Source organism: Mycolicibacterium agri, assembly GCF_002553505.1.
In the GTDB taxonomy this organism is placed as follows: domain Bacteria; phylum Actinomycetota; class Actinomycetes; order Mycobacteriales; family Mycobacteriaceae; genus Mycobacterium; species Mycobacterium agri.
On sequence record NZ_PDCP01000036.1, the window covers coordinates 46,384 to 61,582 of the forward strand.

Consider the following 15,199-nt stretch of genomic DNA (forward strand, 5'->3'; position numbering starts at 1 on the left):
ATACGCCCGCCGCATAACATTTCGACCGCCGATTGGGACACGATCGACTCGGCCGCGCACGAAAACGGCCGACCCCGTCAACGGGATCGGCCGCATTCGTCCAAGCTGTCAGCTCGGCGGCAGCATCTCCGGCGCGGTCGCCGGGTCCACCGGGACACCCACGCCTACCGGCGGACGCGCGGGCGGCGCGTTCGGATCAGGCGGCGGGGCGTTCGGATCGGGCGGCGGCGGCGGCGCGTTCGGGTCCGGCGGCGGCGGTGGTGGCGGCGGCGCGTACGGCCGGATCGACTGCGCCAGCGTGGTGGCGGCGCCCTTGTCGATCGGGTTGTTCGCCGAGCCCAACCACACCACGAACCAGCGCTCGTTGCGCTGACCGCGCGGCGTCAGCGGCTGTCCCGGCGCGACCGTCGGGGTTGCGTTGCCGACGACACCGGCCCAGATCTGGCCGTTCGGCTTGTTCGTGTCGGTGAACTTGACCTCGTACGACGAGAATGCGCCCGGCATGTCACCGGCGGTCAGCGCCCCGTTCTCCTGGTTGATCCGGGTGCCGGGGAACGGCATGAAGAACTCGCCCATGTCGGAGGCCAGCCGCGTTGCCGCCTTGGCGTTGTCCGGCTCGGCGCCCGCGAACAACTTCATGTCCAGCCTGCCGAGCAGGATGCTGGTGTCGTTGGCCGGTTGCGGGTTGCCGGGCTCGGCGGGCGCTTCCCCTTCCGGGCGCTCCTTGGTCAGCAGCGCCTGGCCGTAGGACAGCTGGGTGGCGTCGGAGACCTTCCAGCCCCCGGGCACCACATAGCTGAACCCGCCCGCGGCGTTGTCGACCCGGCCGGGTTCGGGCGCGGGCGCCGCTTCGGCGTTGGGTGGAGCGTTCGGATCGGCCGGCGGTGCGTTCGGGTCGGCCGGCGGCGGAGCCTCAGCCGGTGCCGGTGCCGGTGCCGGAGCCGCGGCAGGGGGCGGCGCGTTGGGGTCCGCGGGAGGGGGCGGCGCCGGGGCGTTCGGGTCCGGCGGCGGACCTTGCAAGAACGTGTTACCCGACGGCGGCGGCGGGGCCGGCGACGGCGACGGTTCGGGTTCGGCCTGAGCCACCGAAGGCAGCGTGAGCGCCACCACCGTGGCACCGGTCAGCGTGGCCATCGCCAGCGTCTTCGTTCGACGCTTGCGGTCTTGCGGGTGTGCATCCGGCTCATGCATGGAGACGAAACTACAGTGTTGCTGGCGTGACGCAAGTGTGCGGCGGTCTCAGAGTGTCAATCTGTGAAATTGCTGGCAGTGCAATAAGAACAGCTAGCGTCTATACGGCAAATTGCTGGCATGACAGAGTCCCCGCGCGGCGGCGCGAGGTTGTCGCCAATTACGTCGGCGCCTCCCCGCGCGCCGTTACGGCCGGATGGACACTGATCTCTTGGGCCTTCACCGAGAAGTAGACCCGCTCCCCCGGCGCCAACCGTAGTTCAGCGACCGACTCGGCGGTGATATCGGCCGCCAGGCCGGGCGCGCCGTCGGGCTGGCGGTCGCTGCGCACCCGGATGGCGGGCCCGCTGCTGTCCAGTTCGGCCACCACCAGCTCGACAGTGTTGCGCGCGCTGCCGTGCGGTTTGTCGCGGTAGACGGCGACGGCCGCCGGGCGGAACACCGCGACGGCGGGCCGGCCCGCCACCACATCGGCGGCCGCCGTGCCGTGCCAGCTCGCGCCCCACTCGGTGGTCAGCGTGCCGTCCGGCCCTGCGGTGCCACTGACCAGATTCACCCCAGCGAACCGCGCGCCGAAGTGGCTGCGCGGTGCGGCCAGAACCGCTGCCGTGGTACCGCTTTCGACGATTCTCCCGGCCTCCAGGATGGCGACGCGGTCGGCCAGGGTCAGCACATCGACCAGGTCGTGAGTGATCAGCACCGCCGATCGGCCGTCGCGAGTCAGCGTCTCCCGCAACACCTTTCGCATCGCTGTTGCGGCGTTCACGTCAAGGCCTGCCAGCGGCTCGTCGAGCAGCAACGCGAGCGGCTCGGCCGCCAGCGCACGCGCCAGCGCCACCCGCTGCGCCTGCCCGCCGGACAGCTCGCGCGGCTTGCGGTCGGCGAGGTCGGCGGCGTCGACCTGGGCGAGCCACTGCGCGGCCGCGGCGCGGGCTTGCCGGCGCGGGCGCTTGCCGTGTCCGCTGCGCGGCGCGAAAGCCACGTTGGCGGCGACGCTCAAATGCGGAAACAGCAGCGCCGCCTGCAGCAGCAACCCGACCCGGCGCGCGTGGGTTGCGACGAACACGCCGGCATCGGTGTCGGTCAGCACACGCTCGCCGAGCCGCACAACGCCGCGATCCGGTCGCAGCAGGCCCGCGATCACATGCAGCGCGGTGGTCTTGCCCGCGCCGTTGGGCCCGAGAAGGGCCAGCACTTCGCCTGCGGCGACGTCGAATTCGACGTCGATCCCCCGCCGCTCGACGACGGCACGCAGATACAGGTCGGTCATGTCACGCTGCCCGATCGCAGTCGGCGCGCGCCCAACCCGAACACCACGACGGCCGCGACCGCGACCAACAACACCGACAACGCGACGGCCGCGTCGGCGTCGGTTTCGCGCTGCAGGTAGATCTCCAGCGGCAGCGTCCTGGTGACACCTTCACGCGAACCCGCGAAGGTCAGCGTCGCCCCGAATTCGCCGAGCGAGCGGGCGAACGCCAGCACCGCCCCCGAGGCGAGACCGGGCGCCAGCAGCGGCAGCGACACCCGCCACCACACCGTCGTCGGCCTGGCGCCCAGCGTGGCCGCCACCACGTCGTAGTCGTTGCCCGCCGTGCGGGCGGCGCCCTCCATCGCGATCACCAGAAACGGCAGCGACACAAAGGTTTGCGCCAGCACCACCGCCGTCGTGGTGAACGCGATCCGGATACCCGCCGCGTCCAGATACTGGCCGATCAGTCCCAGCCTGCCGAACGCGTAAAGCAGCGCGATGCCGCCCACCACCGGTGGCAGCACGAGAGGCAGCAGCAGCAGCGAGCGCATCAACTGCACGGCGCGGCCGTCGTTGCGGGCCAGCACCAGCGCCAGCGGAACACCGAACAGTACGCACAGCAGCGTGCTGGCACTCGCGGTTTTCAGGCTCAAAACCAAAGCGGTGCGCGAGGATTCGCTACCGATCAGCGTCCAGAACTGCGGCCAATCCACCTTCGCGACCACCGCGACCAACGGCACCACAACAAACAGTGCCCCGACCGCCGCGGGGAGATAGATCCACCGCGGTAGCGTCAAGGTTTCCCGAAACCCGCCTCGGACAGCACCTTTTGACCGTACTCACCCGTCACCGTCTCGACGAACTTCTTCGCCAGATCCTTCTGCGGCGCGTCCTTGAGCACCGCGATGGGATAGGTGTTCACGGCGGCGCCTGATTCGGCGATCTCCACGGTCGCCACCTTGTCGCCCGCGGCGCGCGCGTCGGTGACGTACACGACGCCCGCGTCGGCCTGGCCGCTGGTCACCTTGTTGAGCACGTCGGTCACCGACGACTCCTCGCTGACCGGGTTCAGCTGGGTGCCCGTCGCCGCCTCGATCTTCTCGGTCGCCGAACCGCACGGCACCTGCGCGGCGCACACCACCACCGACACATCCGGCTTGGTGAGATCGGCGAACGAGGCGATCTGCTGCGGGTTGCCGGGTGCGGTGACGATCGTCAACACGTTGGACGCGAAGTTCACCGGCTCGCCGTCGACGAGGTCGGCCTGCTCGGCCTTGACCATGTTGTTGGTGTCGGCGGATGCGAACACCTCAGCGCCGGCACCCTGGACCAGCTGCGTGACGAGGTCGGAGGAACCGGCGAAGTTGAACTCGACCGACGCGTCCGGGTTGTCGGTCTTGAACTGCTCGCCGATCTCAGTGAACGAATCCTTCAACGATGCGGCGGCGAAAACGGTGATCGTGTTCTGCGATTCCTCCTCCGACGAGCTACAGCCGACCAGCAACAGGACAGCGGCGAGGACGAGAGACAACGAGGAGGATTTCGGCACGGCCAAACCCTAGGTCACCGACGTATTGCGATGCGAAATCGACGAGAAATCACTGCATAGCCCTCACGCGAGTCGGGTTTCGCCATATAGCTACCGTCCAGTAACATCGTCGGCGGATCGCCCCATGACGCGCGGGGATCCCCCGCTGACAGGAGGTATGGCGATGGAGGTGCTGGTCACCGGCGGAGACACCGATCTGGGCCGCACAATCGCAGAGAGCTTTCGCGACGCAGGCCACCGCGTCGTGATCAGCGGCGCCCGCCGCGACGACCTGGAGGTCGCCGCCAAGGAGCTCGACGTCGACGCGATCGTATGCGACAACACCGACCCGGCCAGCCTCGAACAGGTCCGCAGCCTGTTCCCGCACCACCTGGACACGATCGTCAACGTGCCCGCCCCGATGTGGGACGCCGGCGACCCGCGCACGTTCTCGTTGGCCGACCATGCCGCGGCCTGGCGGCACGCCCTGGACGCCACGCTGCTCTCGGCGATGCTGACGGTGCAGGTCGTCGGCGATCACCTGCGCTCGGGCGGCTCGATCATCAGCGTCGTCCCCGAAAACCCCCGCGACGGCAGCGCCGACGCCGCCATCAAGGCGGCGCTCGCGAACTGGACCCAGGGACAGGCCACCCATTTCGGCACCCGCGGCATCACCGTCAACACCGTCGCGTCGGGCCGCCGCGCCCAGGAGGGTTATGCGGGCATCGGCAGCGAGGCGCCGGTCGCCTCGGAGATCGCAAAGCTGGCCCTGTTCCTGAGCACGCCCGCTGCGCGGCACATCACGGGACAGACCATGCACGTCAGCAACGGCGCCCTGGCTCACCTCGGCTGACCTGCGCGATTATTCCCCCGTTCGCCCCAAGCTAAACGGGGTGACCGCCCCGCTTGACTGTGGTTACGTGAACGCCGTGACGATCAAACTCGGCTACCAGATCCCGAACTTCTCCTACGGCACTTCAGTCAGCGAGCTCTTTCCGACGGTCATCTCTCAGGCGCAGGAAGCCGAGGCCGCGGGCTTCGACTCAGTGTTCCTGATGGACCACTTCTACCAACTGCCCGGCCTCGGGGCGCCCGAGGAGCCGATGCTCGAGGCCTACACCGCGCTGGGCGCGCTGGCCACGGCGACCGAACGGCTGCAGCTGGGCACCTTGGTCACCGGCAACACCTACCGCAACCCCACGCTGCTGGCCAAGGTCATCACCGCGCTCGACGTCATCAGCCAGGGCCGCGCCATCCTCGGCATCGGCACCGGCTGGTTCGAGCTGGAGCACGACCAGCTCGGCTACGAGTTCGGTACGTTCACCGAACGGTTCAACAAGCTCTACGAGGCGCTGGAGATCATCGTGCCGATGATCTCCGGTGAGCGCCCGACGTTCTCCGGCAAGTACTACCGGACCCAGGAAGCCCTCGCGAATCCCCGCTTCCGCGAACGCATTCCGCTGATGATCGGTGGCAGCGGCGAGAAGAAGACCATCCCCCTGGCGGCGCGCCAGTTCGACCACCTCAACATCATCGCCGGCTTCGACCAGCTGGCCGACAAGGTGGCCGCCAAGAACCGGGCCTGCGAGGAGATCGGCCGCGACCCCGCCACGCTGGAGACCAGCGCCCTGATCACAGTGGTGATCGACGACAAGGCCACCGACGACATGATCCCCGAAGCCATGAAGGGCCGCATGGTCGTCGGCAGCGCCGAGCGGGTGACCGAGCAGATCAAGGCCAATGTGCTGGACAAAGGCATCGACGGCGTCATCGTCAACATGCCGCTCACCGGCCACCAGCCCGGCGCCGTCGCCGCCGCTAGCAAAGCGCTGAAAGCCGCCCTGGAGGGTTAAACACGCTTTAACGTGGCAAATCTCACCCGTATGAGTGCTCTCGCAAGGATGGGGGCGACTACGGTAGACGCTGAATAGAACGTGAAGCCGTTCGAGGAGCAGCAGCTGATGAGCCACCCGGGAGCGACCCCGTCCGACCGGCACAGAGTCGTGGTGATCGGATCGGGTTTCGGCGGTTTGACCGCGACGAAGGCTCTCAAGCGCGCCGACGTCGACATCAAGTTGATCGCGCGCACCCAGCATCACCTGTTCCAGCCGCTGCTGTACCAAGTGGCGACCGGCATCATCTCCGAAGGTGAGATCGCGCCCGCCACGCGGGTGATTCTGCGCAAGCAGAAGAACGCGCAGGTGCTGCTCGGCGACGTCACCGGCATCGACCTGGCCAACAGGACGGTGAAGTCCGAGCTTCTCGGGCACACCTACATCACGCCCTACGACACCCTGATCGTGGCCGCGGGCGCGGGCCAGTCCTACTTCGGCAACGATCATTTCGCCGAGTGGGCGCCGGGCATGAAGTCCATCGACGACGCGCTGGAGCTGCGCGGCCGCATCCTCGGCGCGTTCGAACAGGCCGAGCGGTCCAACGACCCCATGCGGCGCGAGAAGCTGCTGACCTTCGTCGTCGTCGGCGCGGGACCGACCGGCGTCGAGATGGCCGGTCAGATCGCCGAACTCGCCGACCACACGCTCAAGGGCGCGTTCCGGGCCATCGACTCGACGAAGGCGCGGGTGATCCTGCTCGACGCCGCGCCGTCGGTGCTGCCGCCGATGGGCGAGAAGCTCGGCAAGAAGGCGCAGGCCCGGCTGGAGAAGATGGGCGTCGAGATCCAGCTCAACGCGATGGTGACCGACGTCGACCGCAACGGCATCACGGTCAAGGACCCCGACGGCACGACCCGGCGCATCGAATCGGCCTGCAAGGTGTGGTCGGCCGGTGTGTCGGCCAGCCCGCTTGGCAAGCAGATCGCCGACCAGTCCGACGCCGAAGTGGACCGGGCCGGCCGCGTGAAAGTGCTTCCCGACCTGTCGGTTCCCGGCTACCCGAACGTGTTCGTCATCGGTGACATGGCCGCCGTCGAAGGCGTCCCCGGCATGGCGCAGGGCGCGATCCAGGGCGGCAAGTACGTCGCCAACACCATCAAGGCGGAACTGCGCGGCGCCGATCCGTTCGAGCGCGAGCCGTTCGACTACTTCGACAAGGGCTCGATGGCCACGATCTCGCGCAACAGCGCGGTCGCCAAGATCGGCCCGCTGGAGTTCGGCGGCTACATCGCGTGGCTGGCGTGGCTGTTCCTGCACCTGATCTATCTGGTCGGTTTCCGCCGCAAACTGACGACGCTGATCTCCTGGTTCGCCACATTCGTCGCCAACCGGCGCGGCCAGCTGACCATCACCGAGCAGCAGGCCTACGCCCGCATCCGGCTGGAGGAACTCGAGGAGATCGCCGCCGCCGTCGAGGGCGAAAAAGCCGCCAGTTAGCGCTAGGCCGCGCCCAGGCGGTCGCCCTGCCACGTGGCCAGGCAGCCGCCGTGCGCCAGTTCCAGCACACAGCCGGGCGCATCGGCGTGGGCGTCCGGATAGCGCAACTCGCTGACACAGGCCAGCGGTGCCCCGAGCTCGTCGTGGGCCACGGTGCCGTCGCCGAGCTCGACGCGGTGGCGCAGCAGCGCAGCGCCGTCCACGTCGGCGTGCAGTATGCCGGACCAAAAGCCTTGGCGCTCATCGGTTCTGCCGATCTGCACGCGTTCGCGCAACCGGACACGCCCGGCCCCGGTGATCGACAGCCGCGTTGACGATGTGTGCCGCGACCCGCCGGCGACGACGGTCGGTTCCGTGTCGACGTCGAGCGTCCCTGCCACCTCCAGATGCCAGTGCGCGGTGGACTCGGCGGTGCCGCGGCCGGGCAGCGCCACCGTCGCCGCAGCCGTGCGCACCCGCAGCCGGGCGCCCGGTTCGACGACGACACGCACCACGATCGTGTCGCCGCCGAGCGGCGTGGCCGCGGTGGACACGAGGTGAATCGTGTCGGTTTCGGTCGCGCGGGCCGCGATGCCGCCGGCACACTCCAACCGCGGCCACAGGCCCGCCCGTGCGACGATCAGGACGTCGGAATGCATGCCTCGGCCACCCGCAGTTGTTCGCGCACCCACGACTGCACTGGCCCCGCCGTCGGGTCGTCGGCCAGCGAGATCAGCACCGTCGGACGGCCGGCGCGGACGGCCGCGGCGTCGCGGCGCATCACGTCGAGGTCGGCGCCGACCAGCGGCGCCAGGTCGGTCTTGTTGACTACGAGCAGGTCCGAGTAGGTGACCCCGGGTCCGCCCTTGCGGGGCACCTTGTCCCCGCCCGCGACGTCGACGACGAAGATCTGCACGTCGACCAGCCCGGAGGAGAACGTCGCGGTCAGGTTGTCGCCGCCGGACTCCACCAGGATCAGATCGAGTCGGTCGTGGGCGGCGATCAGATCCTCGATCGCGTCCAGGTTGGCGGTGATGTCGTCGCGGATCGCGGTGTGCGGGCAGCCGCCGGTCTGCACCGCGGCGATCCGGTCGTCGGGCAGCACCGCGTGCCTGCGCAGGAAGTCGGCGTCCTCGGTGGTGTAGATGTCGTTGGTCAGCACCGCGAGCGACAGGTCGTCGCGCAGTTCGCGGCACAGCGCGGCCACCAGAGCGGTCTTACCCGATCCGACCGGGCCGCCGACGCCGATGCGAAGCGGCTCCCCCGGCGTGCGTGTGCGCTTCGGCCGGTCGGGCGGATGGCGGTGCGGCTGACCGTCGATGAAATGTGGTGGCATGGTGTCGGTTTCGGCCTTCCAGGAGACTTTCAGGAGACGAACAGGGGTCGCCCGCGCGCGCTGTGGCGCTCAGCCAGCGCGTCGAGCAGCGGATCGGACAGGTCGGCGAGTTCCTTGGTGGCCAGCTCTGCGGTCGCGTCGCACCCAGCGGCGAGTTCGAACGTCAATGCCGCCACGTCGCCCGGATCCAGCGCCAGCAGCCGTTGTGCGGCGGTCGCCGAGCCGGTCATCGTCGTGTAGACGACCGAGAGCGCGGTCTGCTGTGCGGTCATGCCGCTCGCCGCACCGACGACGCCCGCCGCCACCGCCAGATGCGGGGTGCCGCCGAGCGCGTCCCAGCCGGCGTCGGGCCACACCCGCCGCGCCAGCCGGACCAGTCCGCGGCCCTGCGCCCGCGACGCCTGCCGGGCGGCGGGAGAGGGTGTGCGCGCGTCGGTTTCGCGGTCGGCGGCGGCGATCGACAGCGCGCCGGTGTGCACGGCGGCCGCCACCGACGCCGTCACCAGCCCGGTGGTGGCGATGCGGCGGCGCAGAAACGCCCGCAGCGTCGTGAGGTCGACGACGAGCCCGCTGGTGATCGCCTCTTCGACGCCGCCGGAGTGCACGTGCCCGCCGGTCGGCAGCCGGGAGTCGGCCAGCGCGAGCAGCGTCGTCAGGGTGGCCATCAGAACAGGAAATATCGTTGTGCCATGGGCAGTTCGGCGGCGGGCTGCTCCTGCCAGACCTCGCCGTCGATGCGCACCGTGAACGTGTCCGGTTCGACCTCGATGCGCGGGGTCGCGTCGTTGAGCGGCATGTCAGCCTTGCCGACCTTGCGGACGTCGGCGACGGGGACCAGGCGGCGGTTGACCGCCAGCCGTTCGGCCAATCCGTCCTCGATCGCCTGCGGCGCAACGAAATGCACCGAGGTGGCCGCGGCCGCGGCGGGCGCCGCCCCGTACATCGGCCGGGGCAGCACGGGCTGCGGCGTCGGGATGGACGCGTTCGCGTCGCCCATGGCCGCCCACGCGATCATGCCCCCCTTGATCACCGCGTGCGGGCGCACGCCGAAGAACGCGGGCTCCCACAGCACCAGGTCGGCCAGCTTGCCGACCTCCACCGAGCCGATCTCCCGGTCGAGGCCGTGCGCGATCGCCGGGCAGATGGTGTATTTCGCGACGTATCGGCGGACCCGGTTGTTGTCGGCTTCGCCGTCACCTGCAAGCGCGCCGCGGCGCCGCTTCATCACGTGCGCGGTCTGCCAGGTGCGCAGCACCACCTCGCCGATGCGGCCCATCGCCTGGGCGTCGCTGCCGATCATCGAGATCGCGCCGATGTCGTGCAGCAGGTCCTCGGCGGCGATCGTCGACGGCCGGATGCGGCTTTCGGCGAACGCGAGATCCTCTGGGACGCTGGGGTTGAGGTGGTGGCACACCATCAGCATGTCGAGGTGCTCGTCGAGGGTGTTGACGGTGTGAGGGCGCGTCGGGTTCGTCGAACTGGGCAGCACATGGCCTTCGGCGGCGATGGTGATGATGTCGGGCGCATGTCCGCCGCCGGCGCCCTCGGTGTGATAGGCGTGAATCGAGCGGCCCGCGATCGCGGCGATGGTGTCCTCGACGAAGCCGGCCTCGTTGAGCGTGTCGGAGTGCAGCGCCACCTGCACGCCGGAGGCGTCGGCCACGGTCAGGCACGCGTCGATCGCCGCAGGCGTCGAGCCCCAGTCCTCGTGCAGCTTGAAACCCGAAGCGCCGCCGCGCAATTGCTCCCACATCGCGTCGGCGCTGACGGTATTGCCCTTGCCGAGCAGCGCGATGTTCATCGGCCAGCTGTCCAGCGACTCCAGCATGCGGGCCAGATGCCAGGCGCCCGGCGTCACGGTGGTGGCCTTGCTGCCCTCGGCGGGGCCGGTGCCGCCGCCGATGACGGTGGTGATGCCGCCGCCGAGCGCTTCGTCCATGATCTGCGGGCAGATCAGGTGCACGTGGCAGTCGATGCCGCCTGCGGTCAGCAGCCGGCCGTTGCCCGCGATGATCTCGGTCGACGGACCGACAACGAGGTCGGGGTGGACGTCCGACATGATGTCGGGATTGCCTGCCTTGCCGATCGCGGTGATGTGGCCGTCGCGAATCCCGATGTCGGCCTTGATGATTCCCCAGTGGTCGATGATGACCGCGCCGGTGATGACGGTGTCGGGTGCGCCGTCGGCCCTGGTGACCCTGCCCTGGCCCATCGACTCGCGCAGCACCTTGCCGCCACCGAAGACGGCCTCGTCGCCGGCGAGTCCCGGTCCCCCGCTGCGGTCCTCGGTGATCTCGACGAACAAGTCGGTGTCGGCCAGCCGGACGCGGTCGCCGGTGGTCGGGCCGAACAGCGCCGCGTAGCGGTCCCGCGAAATTTCGGTCATGAGGCGTCCAGCCGGCCAGGCGCGTTGCGGGTGATGCCGTGCACTTCACGAGACCCCTGTAGGGGAACCACCGCAACCCGTTGAGCGACACCGGGTTCGAAGCGCACAGCGGTTCCTGCCGGGACGTCGAGTCGATGGCCGCGGGCCGCGTTGCGGTCGAACGACAGGGCGGCGTTGGCCTGTGCGAAGTGCACATGGCTGCCCACCTGCACTGGCCTGTCGCCGGTGTTGACCACGTCCAGCTGAACGCGCGGCGCACCCTCGTTGATCGTGATATTGCCTGTGCCGTAAGAGATTTCGCCGGGGATCATGCGGCTCACGGGATCGGATGGTGGACGGTGACGAGTTTGGTGCCGTCGGGAAAAGTCGCCTCTACCTGCACGTCGTGCAGCATTTCGGGGACACCCTCCATGACGTCGTCGCGGCTGAGCACCTCGCGGCCGCTGACCATCAACTCCGCGACGGTACGGCCGTCGCGGGCCCCTTCGAGCAGATGGTCGGTCAGCACCGCAACCGCTTCGGGGTGATTGAGCCGCAAGCCGCGGGCCCGACGGCGCCGGGCAAGCTCGGCCGCATACGAAATCAGCAGTCGATCCTGTTCGTGCGGGGTCAGACGCATAGTTGGGGATGCTGCCACGGGTCGCGCAACTCCGCAGCACACACGCCGCGGGACCTACTCCGGCGGGATGTTCTGCAGCCGCACCTGGCCGCGCGCGACCATCCGGTCCCGCTCGTCGGTGATGGTGATCAGCCACAGCTGCTGGCGGCGGCCCCGGTGGATCGGCGTCGACACCGCGGTCACCGTGCCCGAGGAGATCGCCCGCAGGAAGTCGGTGTTGTTGTTGACGCCGACGACGGTGCCGCCACCGTTATCGGACAGCCAGACGTGGCCCGACACGCTGGCGAGGCTTTCGATCACCGAGCAGTACACGCCGCCGTGCACGATGCCCCACGGCTGCAGCAGCTTCTCGTGGATGTCCAGTTCGGCGCGTCCGCCGTCGGGTGTGACGTCGATGTAGCGCAGGCCGATCTCGCTGTCGAAGCCCTTGCCGAGGTTCTGGGGCGGCGCAGTTGACACGCACATGTGTTTACACGGTGAACTTCTCCCGCCTGCACCGGCCCGCGCGTACGGTCGGCGGCATGCCGAAGAGTGTCAAGGATCTCGTCGCCGAAGCCAACGCCGTCGTGCCGCGTATCACGCCGGAAGAGGCCCGCCAGAAGATCGCCGAGGGCGCACTCGTCGTCGATGTGCGCGACAACCCGGAGGTCGAGCAGACCGGCAAGGTCGCCGGCGCGGTCCATGTCCCGCGCGGCATGGTGGAGTTTCGCGCCGACCCGGATTCGCCCTACTACGACCAGAACTTCTCCAGAGATAGGCCGGTGATCCTCTACTGCGCATCCGGCGGGCGCGCTGCCTTGTCCGGTCAGGCGCTCAAGGAAATGGGCTACGAGGAGGTCTACAACCTCGGCGGCTTCAAGGACTGGGCGGACAGCGGCGGCGAAGTCGAGAGGTAATCGAGAGGTAGTCGAAGCCTCGCTCGTGAGTGAATTTGGCGACGGTTTCGACCGTCAATCCGTCGTGAATTTCACGAATCGGCACAAAGTAGTGGGCGGGCCCCGCACACATGGCGCGGGACCCGCCCTCGGGTGGACCGGGGTGTCTCTGCAGCCCTCAGGACTCCGGCTCGGTCCGGTTGGATCTGGCTATGAGAATAGGCAAGGCTGCCCTAATTTAGCAAGGCCTTCCTGTCGCGGAACCGAGATTCGCCGCGCACCGGCAGCCCGAAACCCACCAGCGCATCGAGCACCGCCTGCGCCCGGCGCATGCTGGTCAGCTCGCTCGAGCGGGCCAGCAGCGGGATCTGCGTGGCGGCCCCCACCACCGCCGAGCCGACCATGTGCCACATCGACGATTGCGAGATCGCACCGCCGCTGATCTCGGAAAGCCTGGCGAACAGCGGCCCGAGCGCCCGGTGACTGCGGTGTGCGACCCACGTCGCCAGCGCGGCCTCGTTGGGCAGCCGCACCATGCCGTCGCGTGCGAAATCCGCGACGCCGGCGTCGCCGCGATCGGCGAAGAACGGGTCGTCGGGCAGCGCCCGCAGCGTCGGGTCGACGACGCCGACCCAGTCGATCGAACCCTCGGAGTCGACGTGCACCCACAGGTTCTCCAGGCCGGTGTCCCACGCGCGGCCCTCCAGCACGATGAGCGGAATCACCCGACCGACGACGACGTGGGCCATGGTGGCGGCGAGTTGTTGTGCGGCGGCCAACGGATTGTCCATCTCCAGCGCGGCGATCTGGAACATGTCACGCATCCGGTCGGTGGTGAGCGCCTCGGCCAGCGGCCACCATCTCCTGCGGGTCAGGTCCGACATCACCGCGACGCCATACACGCGCGGGCACTCCGGATACAGCTCGCGCAGCCGTCGACTGGACTCGTGCAATGGCAGCGTGCGGGCGATTGACATTCCCGCGATGAGCGGGTCGTCCACCACGACGGACATCAACACCTCCCCATAACTTAGGTTAGCCTTACTATAGCCACGGCCATGTCGATCGTCGCTAGCCCGTGTGACCGGTCTCACAAGTGGGCGGTGACGGTGCGCTCAGCGGTGCGGCGGACGCTGCGGAAGTGAGGACGCCGATTTGCATACGACACGCGGTAGTACCGGCGTAGTACCCTTGATTGAGACCCTGTGAGGATGAACGAAATATGGCCAAGATGACGCGTCTAGGCGACCTCGAGCGCGCCGTGATGGACCACCTGTGGTCCTCGCGCGAACCTCAGACCGTGCGGCAAGTGCATGAGGCGCTGTCGGCCGAGCGTGATCTGGCCTACACGACGATCATGACGGTGCTGCAGCGGCTGGCAAAGAAGAATTTGGTAGTGCAGCATCGCGACGACCGGGCCCACCGGTACGCGCCGACGCATGGGCGCGACGAACTCGTGGCCGGGCTGATGGTCGATGCGCTGGACCAGGCCGCCGACTCCGGAAGCCGAGAGGCTGCGCTGGTGCACTTCGTCGAAAGGGTCGGCGCTGACGAGGCCGCGGCGCTGCGGCGGGCGCTGGCCGAGCTGGAAGCAAAGCATCAAATGCCCCCATCTGCTGGCGGTTCGACGTCCTCCTGAGAGAGACTGACAGCGTGTCCGCCTTGGCCTTCACTCTCGTCGCGCTGCTGCTGGCCGGACCCGTCCCCGCCTTGCTCGCCCGCGCGACGTGGCCCATGCGGGCGCCACGCGCCGCCATCGTCCTCTGGCAGTCCATCGCGTTGGCGGCCGTGCTGTCGGCGTTCAGCGCCGGCATCGCGATCGCCAGCAGGCTGTTTGTGCCCGGACCCGACGGCAGGCCGACGGCGACGATCACCAGTGAGATAGCCGTACTCGGCTGGCCGGTGTGGACGGCCTATGTCCTGGTCCTCGCGGTCACGCTGCTGATCGGCGCCAGGCTGATGCTCGCGGTGGTGCAGGTCGCGATCGCGACGCGACGCCGCAGGGCGCACCACCGCATGGTCGTCGACCTCGTCGGCAAGGCCCAGGACCGGGGCGTGCGTGTGCTGGACGTTCCGGAGCCGTTGGCCTACTGCCTGCCCGGGGTGCGCAGCAGGGTCGTGGTCAGCGAAGGCACGCTGAAGACGTTGGCGGACAACGAAGTCACCGCGATCCTGTCGCACGAGCGCGCGCATCTGCGCGCCCGCCACGACCTGGTGCTGGAGATGTTCACCGCGGTGCACGCCGCATTCCCGCGGTTCGTGCGCAGCGGCAGCGCGCTCGACGCGGTACGCCTGCTCATCGAAATGCTCGCCGACGACGCCGCGGTGCGCGCCACCGGTCCCACTCCCCTGGCCCGCGCGTTGGTCACCTGCGCGACGGGACGGACACCCGCCGGTGCGCTCGCGGCAGGCGGGCCGACCACCGTGGTGCGGGTGCGCCGCCTCGGCGGAGCAGGCAACAGCATTCCCGTCGCGATCACGGCCTACGCCGCCGCGGCGGCCGTGCTGGTCATGCCGACCGTCGCACTGGCCGTGCCGTGGCTGACCGAACTCCATCGGCTGTTCATCGCATAGGCCGGCGCTTCGCATCGACATCAAGCGGAAAAATCAAGCGCCACAACAAAACAACGAAAGGCTGTGTCTGTGAGCTCGTCTGAATCCACTAGCGGCTCTGCTCAGATCGGTGTGACCGGGTTGGCGG

General features: G+C 68.9%; 18 protein-coding genes. 6 read left to right on the forward strand and 12 right to left on the reverse strand.

The genetic code is table 11. The features are described 5' to 3' along the window. Positions 1–108: 108 nt before the first annotated feature. From CQY20_RS19565 to modA, 4 genes are all read right to left on the reverse strand, one after another. Positions 109–1,191 carry an APA family fibronectin-binding glycoprotein gene (locus tag CQY20_RS19565; RefSeq protein WP_097941740.1) on the reverse strand — a complete coding sequence of 361 codons (1,083 nt, stop codon included), beginning with the start codon at positions 1,189–1,191 and terminating at the stop codon, positions 109–111. 160 nt (positions 1,192–1,351) lie between these two features. After that, positions 1,352–2,461: a sulfate/molybdate ABC transporter ATP-binding protein gene (locus CQY20_RS19570; protein ID WP_097941741.1), complete on the reverse strand. Its 1,110-nt coding sequence runs from the start codon at positions 2,459–2,461 to the stop codon at positions 1,352–1,354. Further along, entirely contained in the window at positions 2,458–3,240 is a 783-nt protein-coding gene (locus CQY20_RS19575) for an ABC transporter permease (protein ID WP_097941742.1), read from the reverse strand. The genes CQY20_RS19570 and CQY20_RS19575 overlap by 4 nt, the downstream gene beginning before the upstream one ends. Next, positions 3,237–3,992, reverse strand: coding sequence for a molybdate ABC transporter substrate-binding protein (modA, locus tag CQY20_RS19580; protein ID WP_234816322.1), 756 nt, complete (start codon positions 3,990–3,992; stop codon positions 3,237–3,239). Before modA ends, CQY20_RS19575 begins: the two co-directional genes overlap by 4 nt. A 157-nt stretch (positions 3,993–4,149) precedes the next feature. Between modA and CQY20_RS19585 the strand changes: the two genes are divergently transcribed. The 3 genes from CQY20_RS19585 to CQY20_RS19595 all read left to right on the forward strand — a co-directional run bounded on the left by CQY20_RS19585 (position 4,150) and on the right by CQY20_RS19595 (position 7,303). Continuing rightward, entirely contained in the window at positions 4,150–4,824 is a 675-nt protein-coding gene (locus CQY20_RS19585) for an SDR family oxidoreductase (protein ID WP_174814722.1), read from the forward strand. Positions 4,825–4,900: 76 nt separating this feature from the next. After that, on the forward strand, positions 4,901–5,824 hold the full coding sequence (locus CQY20_RS19590) for an LLM class F420-dependent oxidoreductase (RefSeq protein WP_097941761.1): 924 nt from the start codon (positions 4,901–4,903) through the stop codon (positions 5,822–5,824). A 108-nt stretch (positions 5,825–5,932) separates the two neighbouring features. Then, complete coding sequence (locus CQY20_RS19595; RefSeq protein WP_097941762.1) at positions 5,933–7,303, forward strand: type II NADH:quinone oxidoreductase Ndh; 1,371 nt, start codon at positions 5,933–5,935, stop codon at positions 7,301–7,303. Between the two features lie 2 nt (positions 7,304–7,305). Here CQY20_RS19595 and CQY20_RS19600 read toward each other — a convergent pair whose 3' ends face one another. Genes CQY20_RS19600 through CQY20_RS19630 form a run of 7 tightly spaced genes read right to left on the reverse strand, consistent with a single transcriptional unit; the run spans position 7,306 to position 12,082 of the window. After that, positions 7,306–7,941 carry an urease accessory protein UreD gene (locus CQY20_RS19600; protein ID WP_097941744.1) on the reverse strand — a complete coding sequence of 212 codons (636 nt, stop codon included), beginning with the start codon at positions 7,939–7,941 and terminating at the stop codon, positions 7,306–7,308. Beyond that, positions 7,923–8,618 (reverse strand): urease accessory protein UreG, encoded by a 696-nt coding sequence (gene ureG / locus CQY20_RS19605; RefSeq protein WP_097941745.1) that lies wholly within the window; start codon positions 8,616–8,618, stop codon positions 7,923–7,925. The genes CQY20_RS19600 and ureG overlap by 19 nt, the downstream gene beginning before the upstream one ends. 29 nt (positions 8,619–8,647) lie before the next feature. Next, on the reverse strand, positions 8,648–9,283 hold the full coding sequence (locus CQY20_RS19610; RefSeq protein WP_097941746.1) for an urease accessory protein UreF: 636 nt from the start codon (positions 9,281–9,283) through the stop codon (positions 8,648–8,650). After that, positions 9,283–11,004 carry an urease subunit alpha gene (locus tag CQY20_RS19615; RefSeq protein ID WP_097941747.1) on the reverse strand — a complete coding sequence of 574 codons (1,722 nt, stop codon included), beginning with the start codon at positions 11,002–11,004 and terminating at the stop codon, positions 9,283–9,285. The genes CQY20_RS19610 and CQY20_RS19615 overlap by 1 nt, the downstream gene beginning before the upstream one ends. Then, positions 11,001–11,315, reverse strand: a complete 315-nt coding sequence (locus tag CQY20_RS19620; RefSeq protein ID WP_097941763.1) for an urease subunit beta — start codon at positions 11,313–11,315, stop codon at positions 11,001–11,003. The genes CQY20_RS19615 and CQY20_RS19620 overlap by 4 nt, the downstream gene beginning before the upstream one ends. Positions 11,316–11,320: 5 nt before the next feature. Next, a complete protein-coding gene (locus tag CQY20_RS19625) occupies positions 11,321–11,623 on the reverse strand; it encodes an urease subunit gamma (RefSeq protein WP_097941748.1) in 303 nt (100 codons plus the stop codon). Between the two features lie 54 nt (positions 11,624–11,677). Then, positions 11,678–12,082, reverse strand: a complete 405-nt coding sequence (locus CQY20_RS19630) for a PaaI family thioesterase (RefSeq protein WP_163701274.1) — start codon at positions 12,080–12,082, stop codon at positions 11,678–11,680. Between the two features lie 62 nt (positions 12,083–12,144). Here CQY20_RS19630 and CQY20_RS19635 point away from each other — a divergent pair, with 62 nt between their 5' ends. Further along, on the forward strand, positions 12,145–12,519 hold the full coding sequence (locus CQY20_RS19635; RefSeq protein ID WP_097941764.1) for a rhodanese-like domain-containing protein: 375 nt from the start codon (positions 12,145–12,147) through the stop codon (positions 12,517–12,519). A 212-nt stretch (positions 12,520–12,731) separates the two neighbouring features. On the opposite strand, the gene CQY20_RS19640 is transcribed toward CQY20_RS19635, so the two are convergent. Next, positions 12,732–13,511 (reverse strand): iron reductase, encoded by a 780-nt coding sequence (locus CQY20_RS19640; protein WP_097941765.1) that lies wholly within the window; start codon positions 13,509–13,511, stop codon positions 12,732–12,734. A gap of 209 nt (positions 13,512–13,720) precedes the next feature. Here CQY20_RS19640 and CQY20_RS19645 point away from each other — a divergent pair, with 209 nt between their 5' ends. Both CQY20_RS19645 and CQY20_RS19650 read left to right on the forward strand, forming a co-directional pair. Next, entirely contained in the window at positions 13,721–14,137 is a 417-nt protein-coding gene (locus CQY20_RS19645) for a BlaI/MecI/CopY family transcriptional regulator (RefSeq protein ID WP_097941750.1), read from the forward strand. Positions 14,138–14,151: 14 nt separating this feature from the next. Beyond that, positions 14,152–15,072: a M56 family metallopeptidase gene (locus tag CQY20_RS19650; RefSeq protein WP_097941751.1), complete on the forward strand. Its 921-nt coding sequence runs from the start codon at positions 14,152–14,154 to the stop codon at positions 15,070–15,072. Positions 15,073–15,199 lie beyond the last annotated feature (127 nt).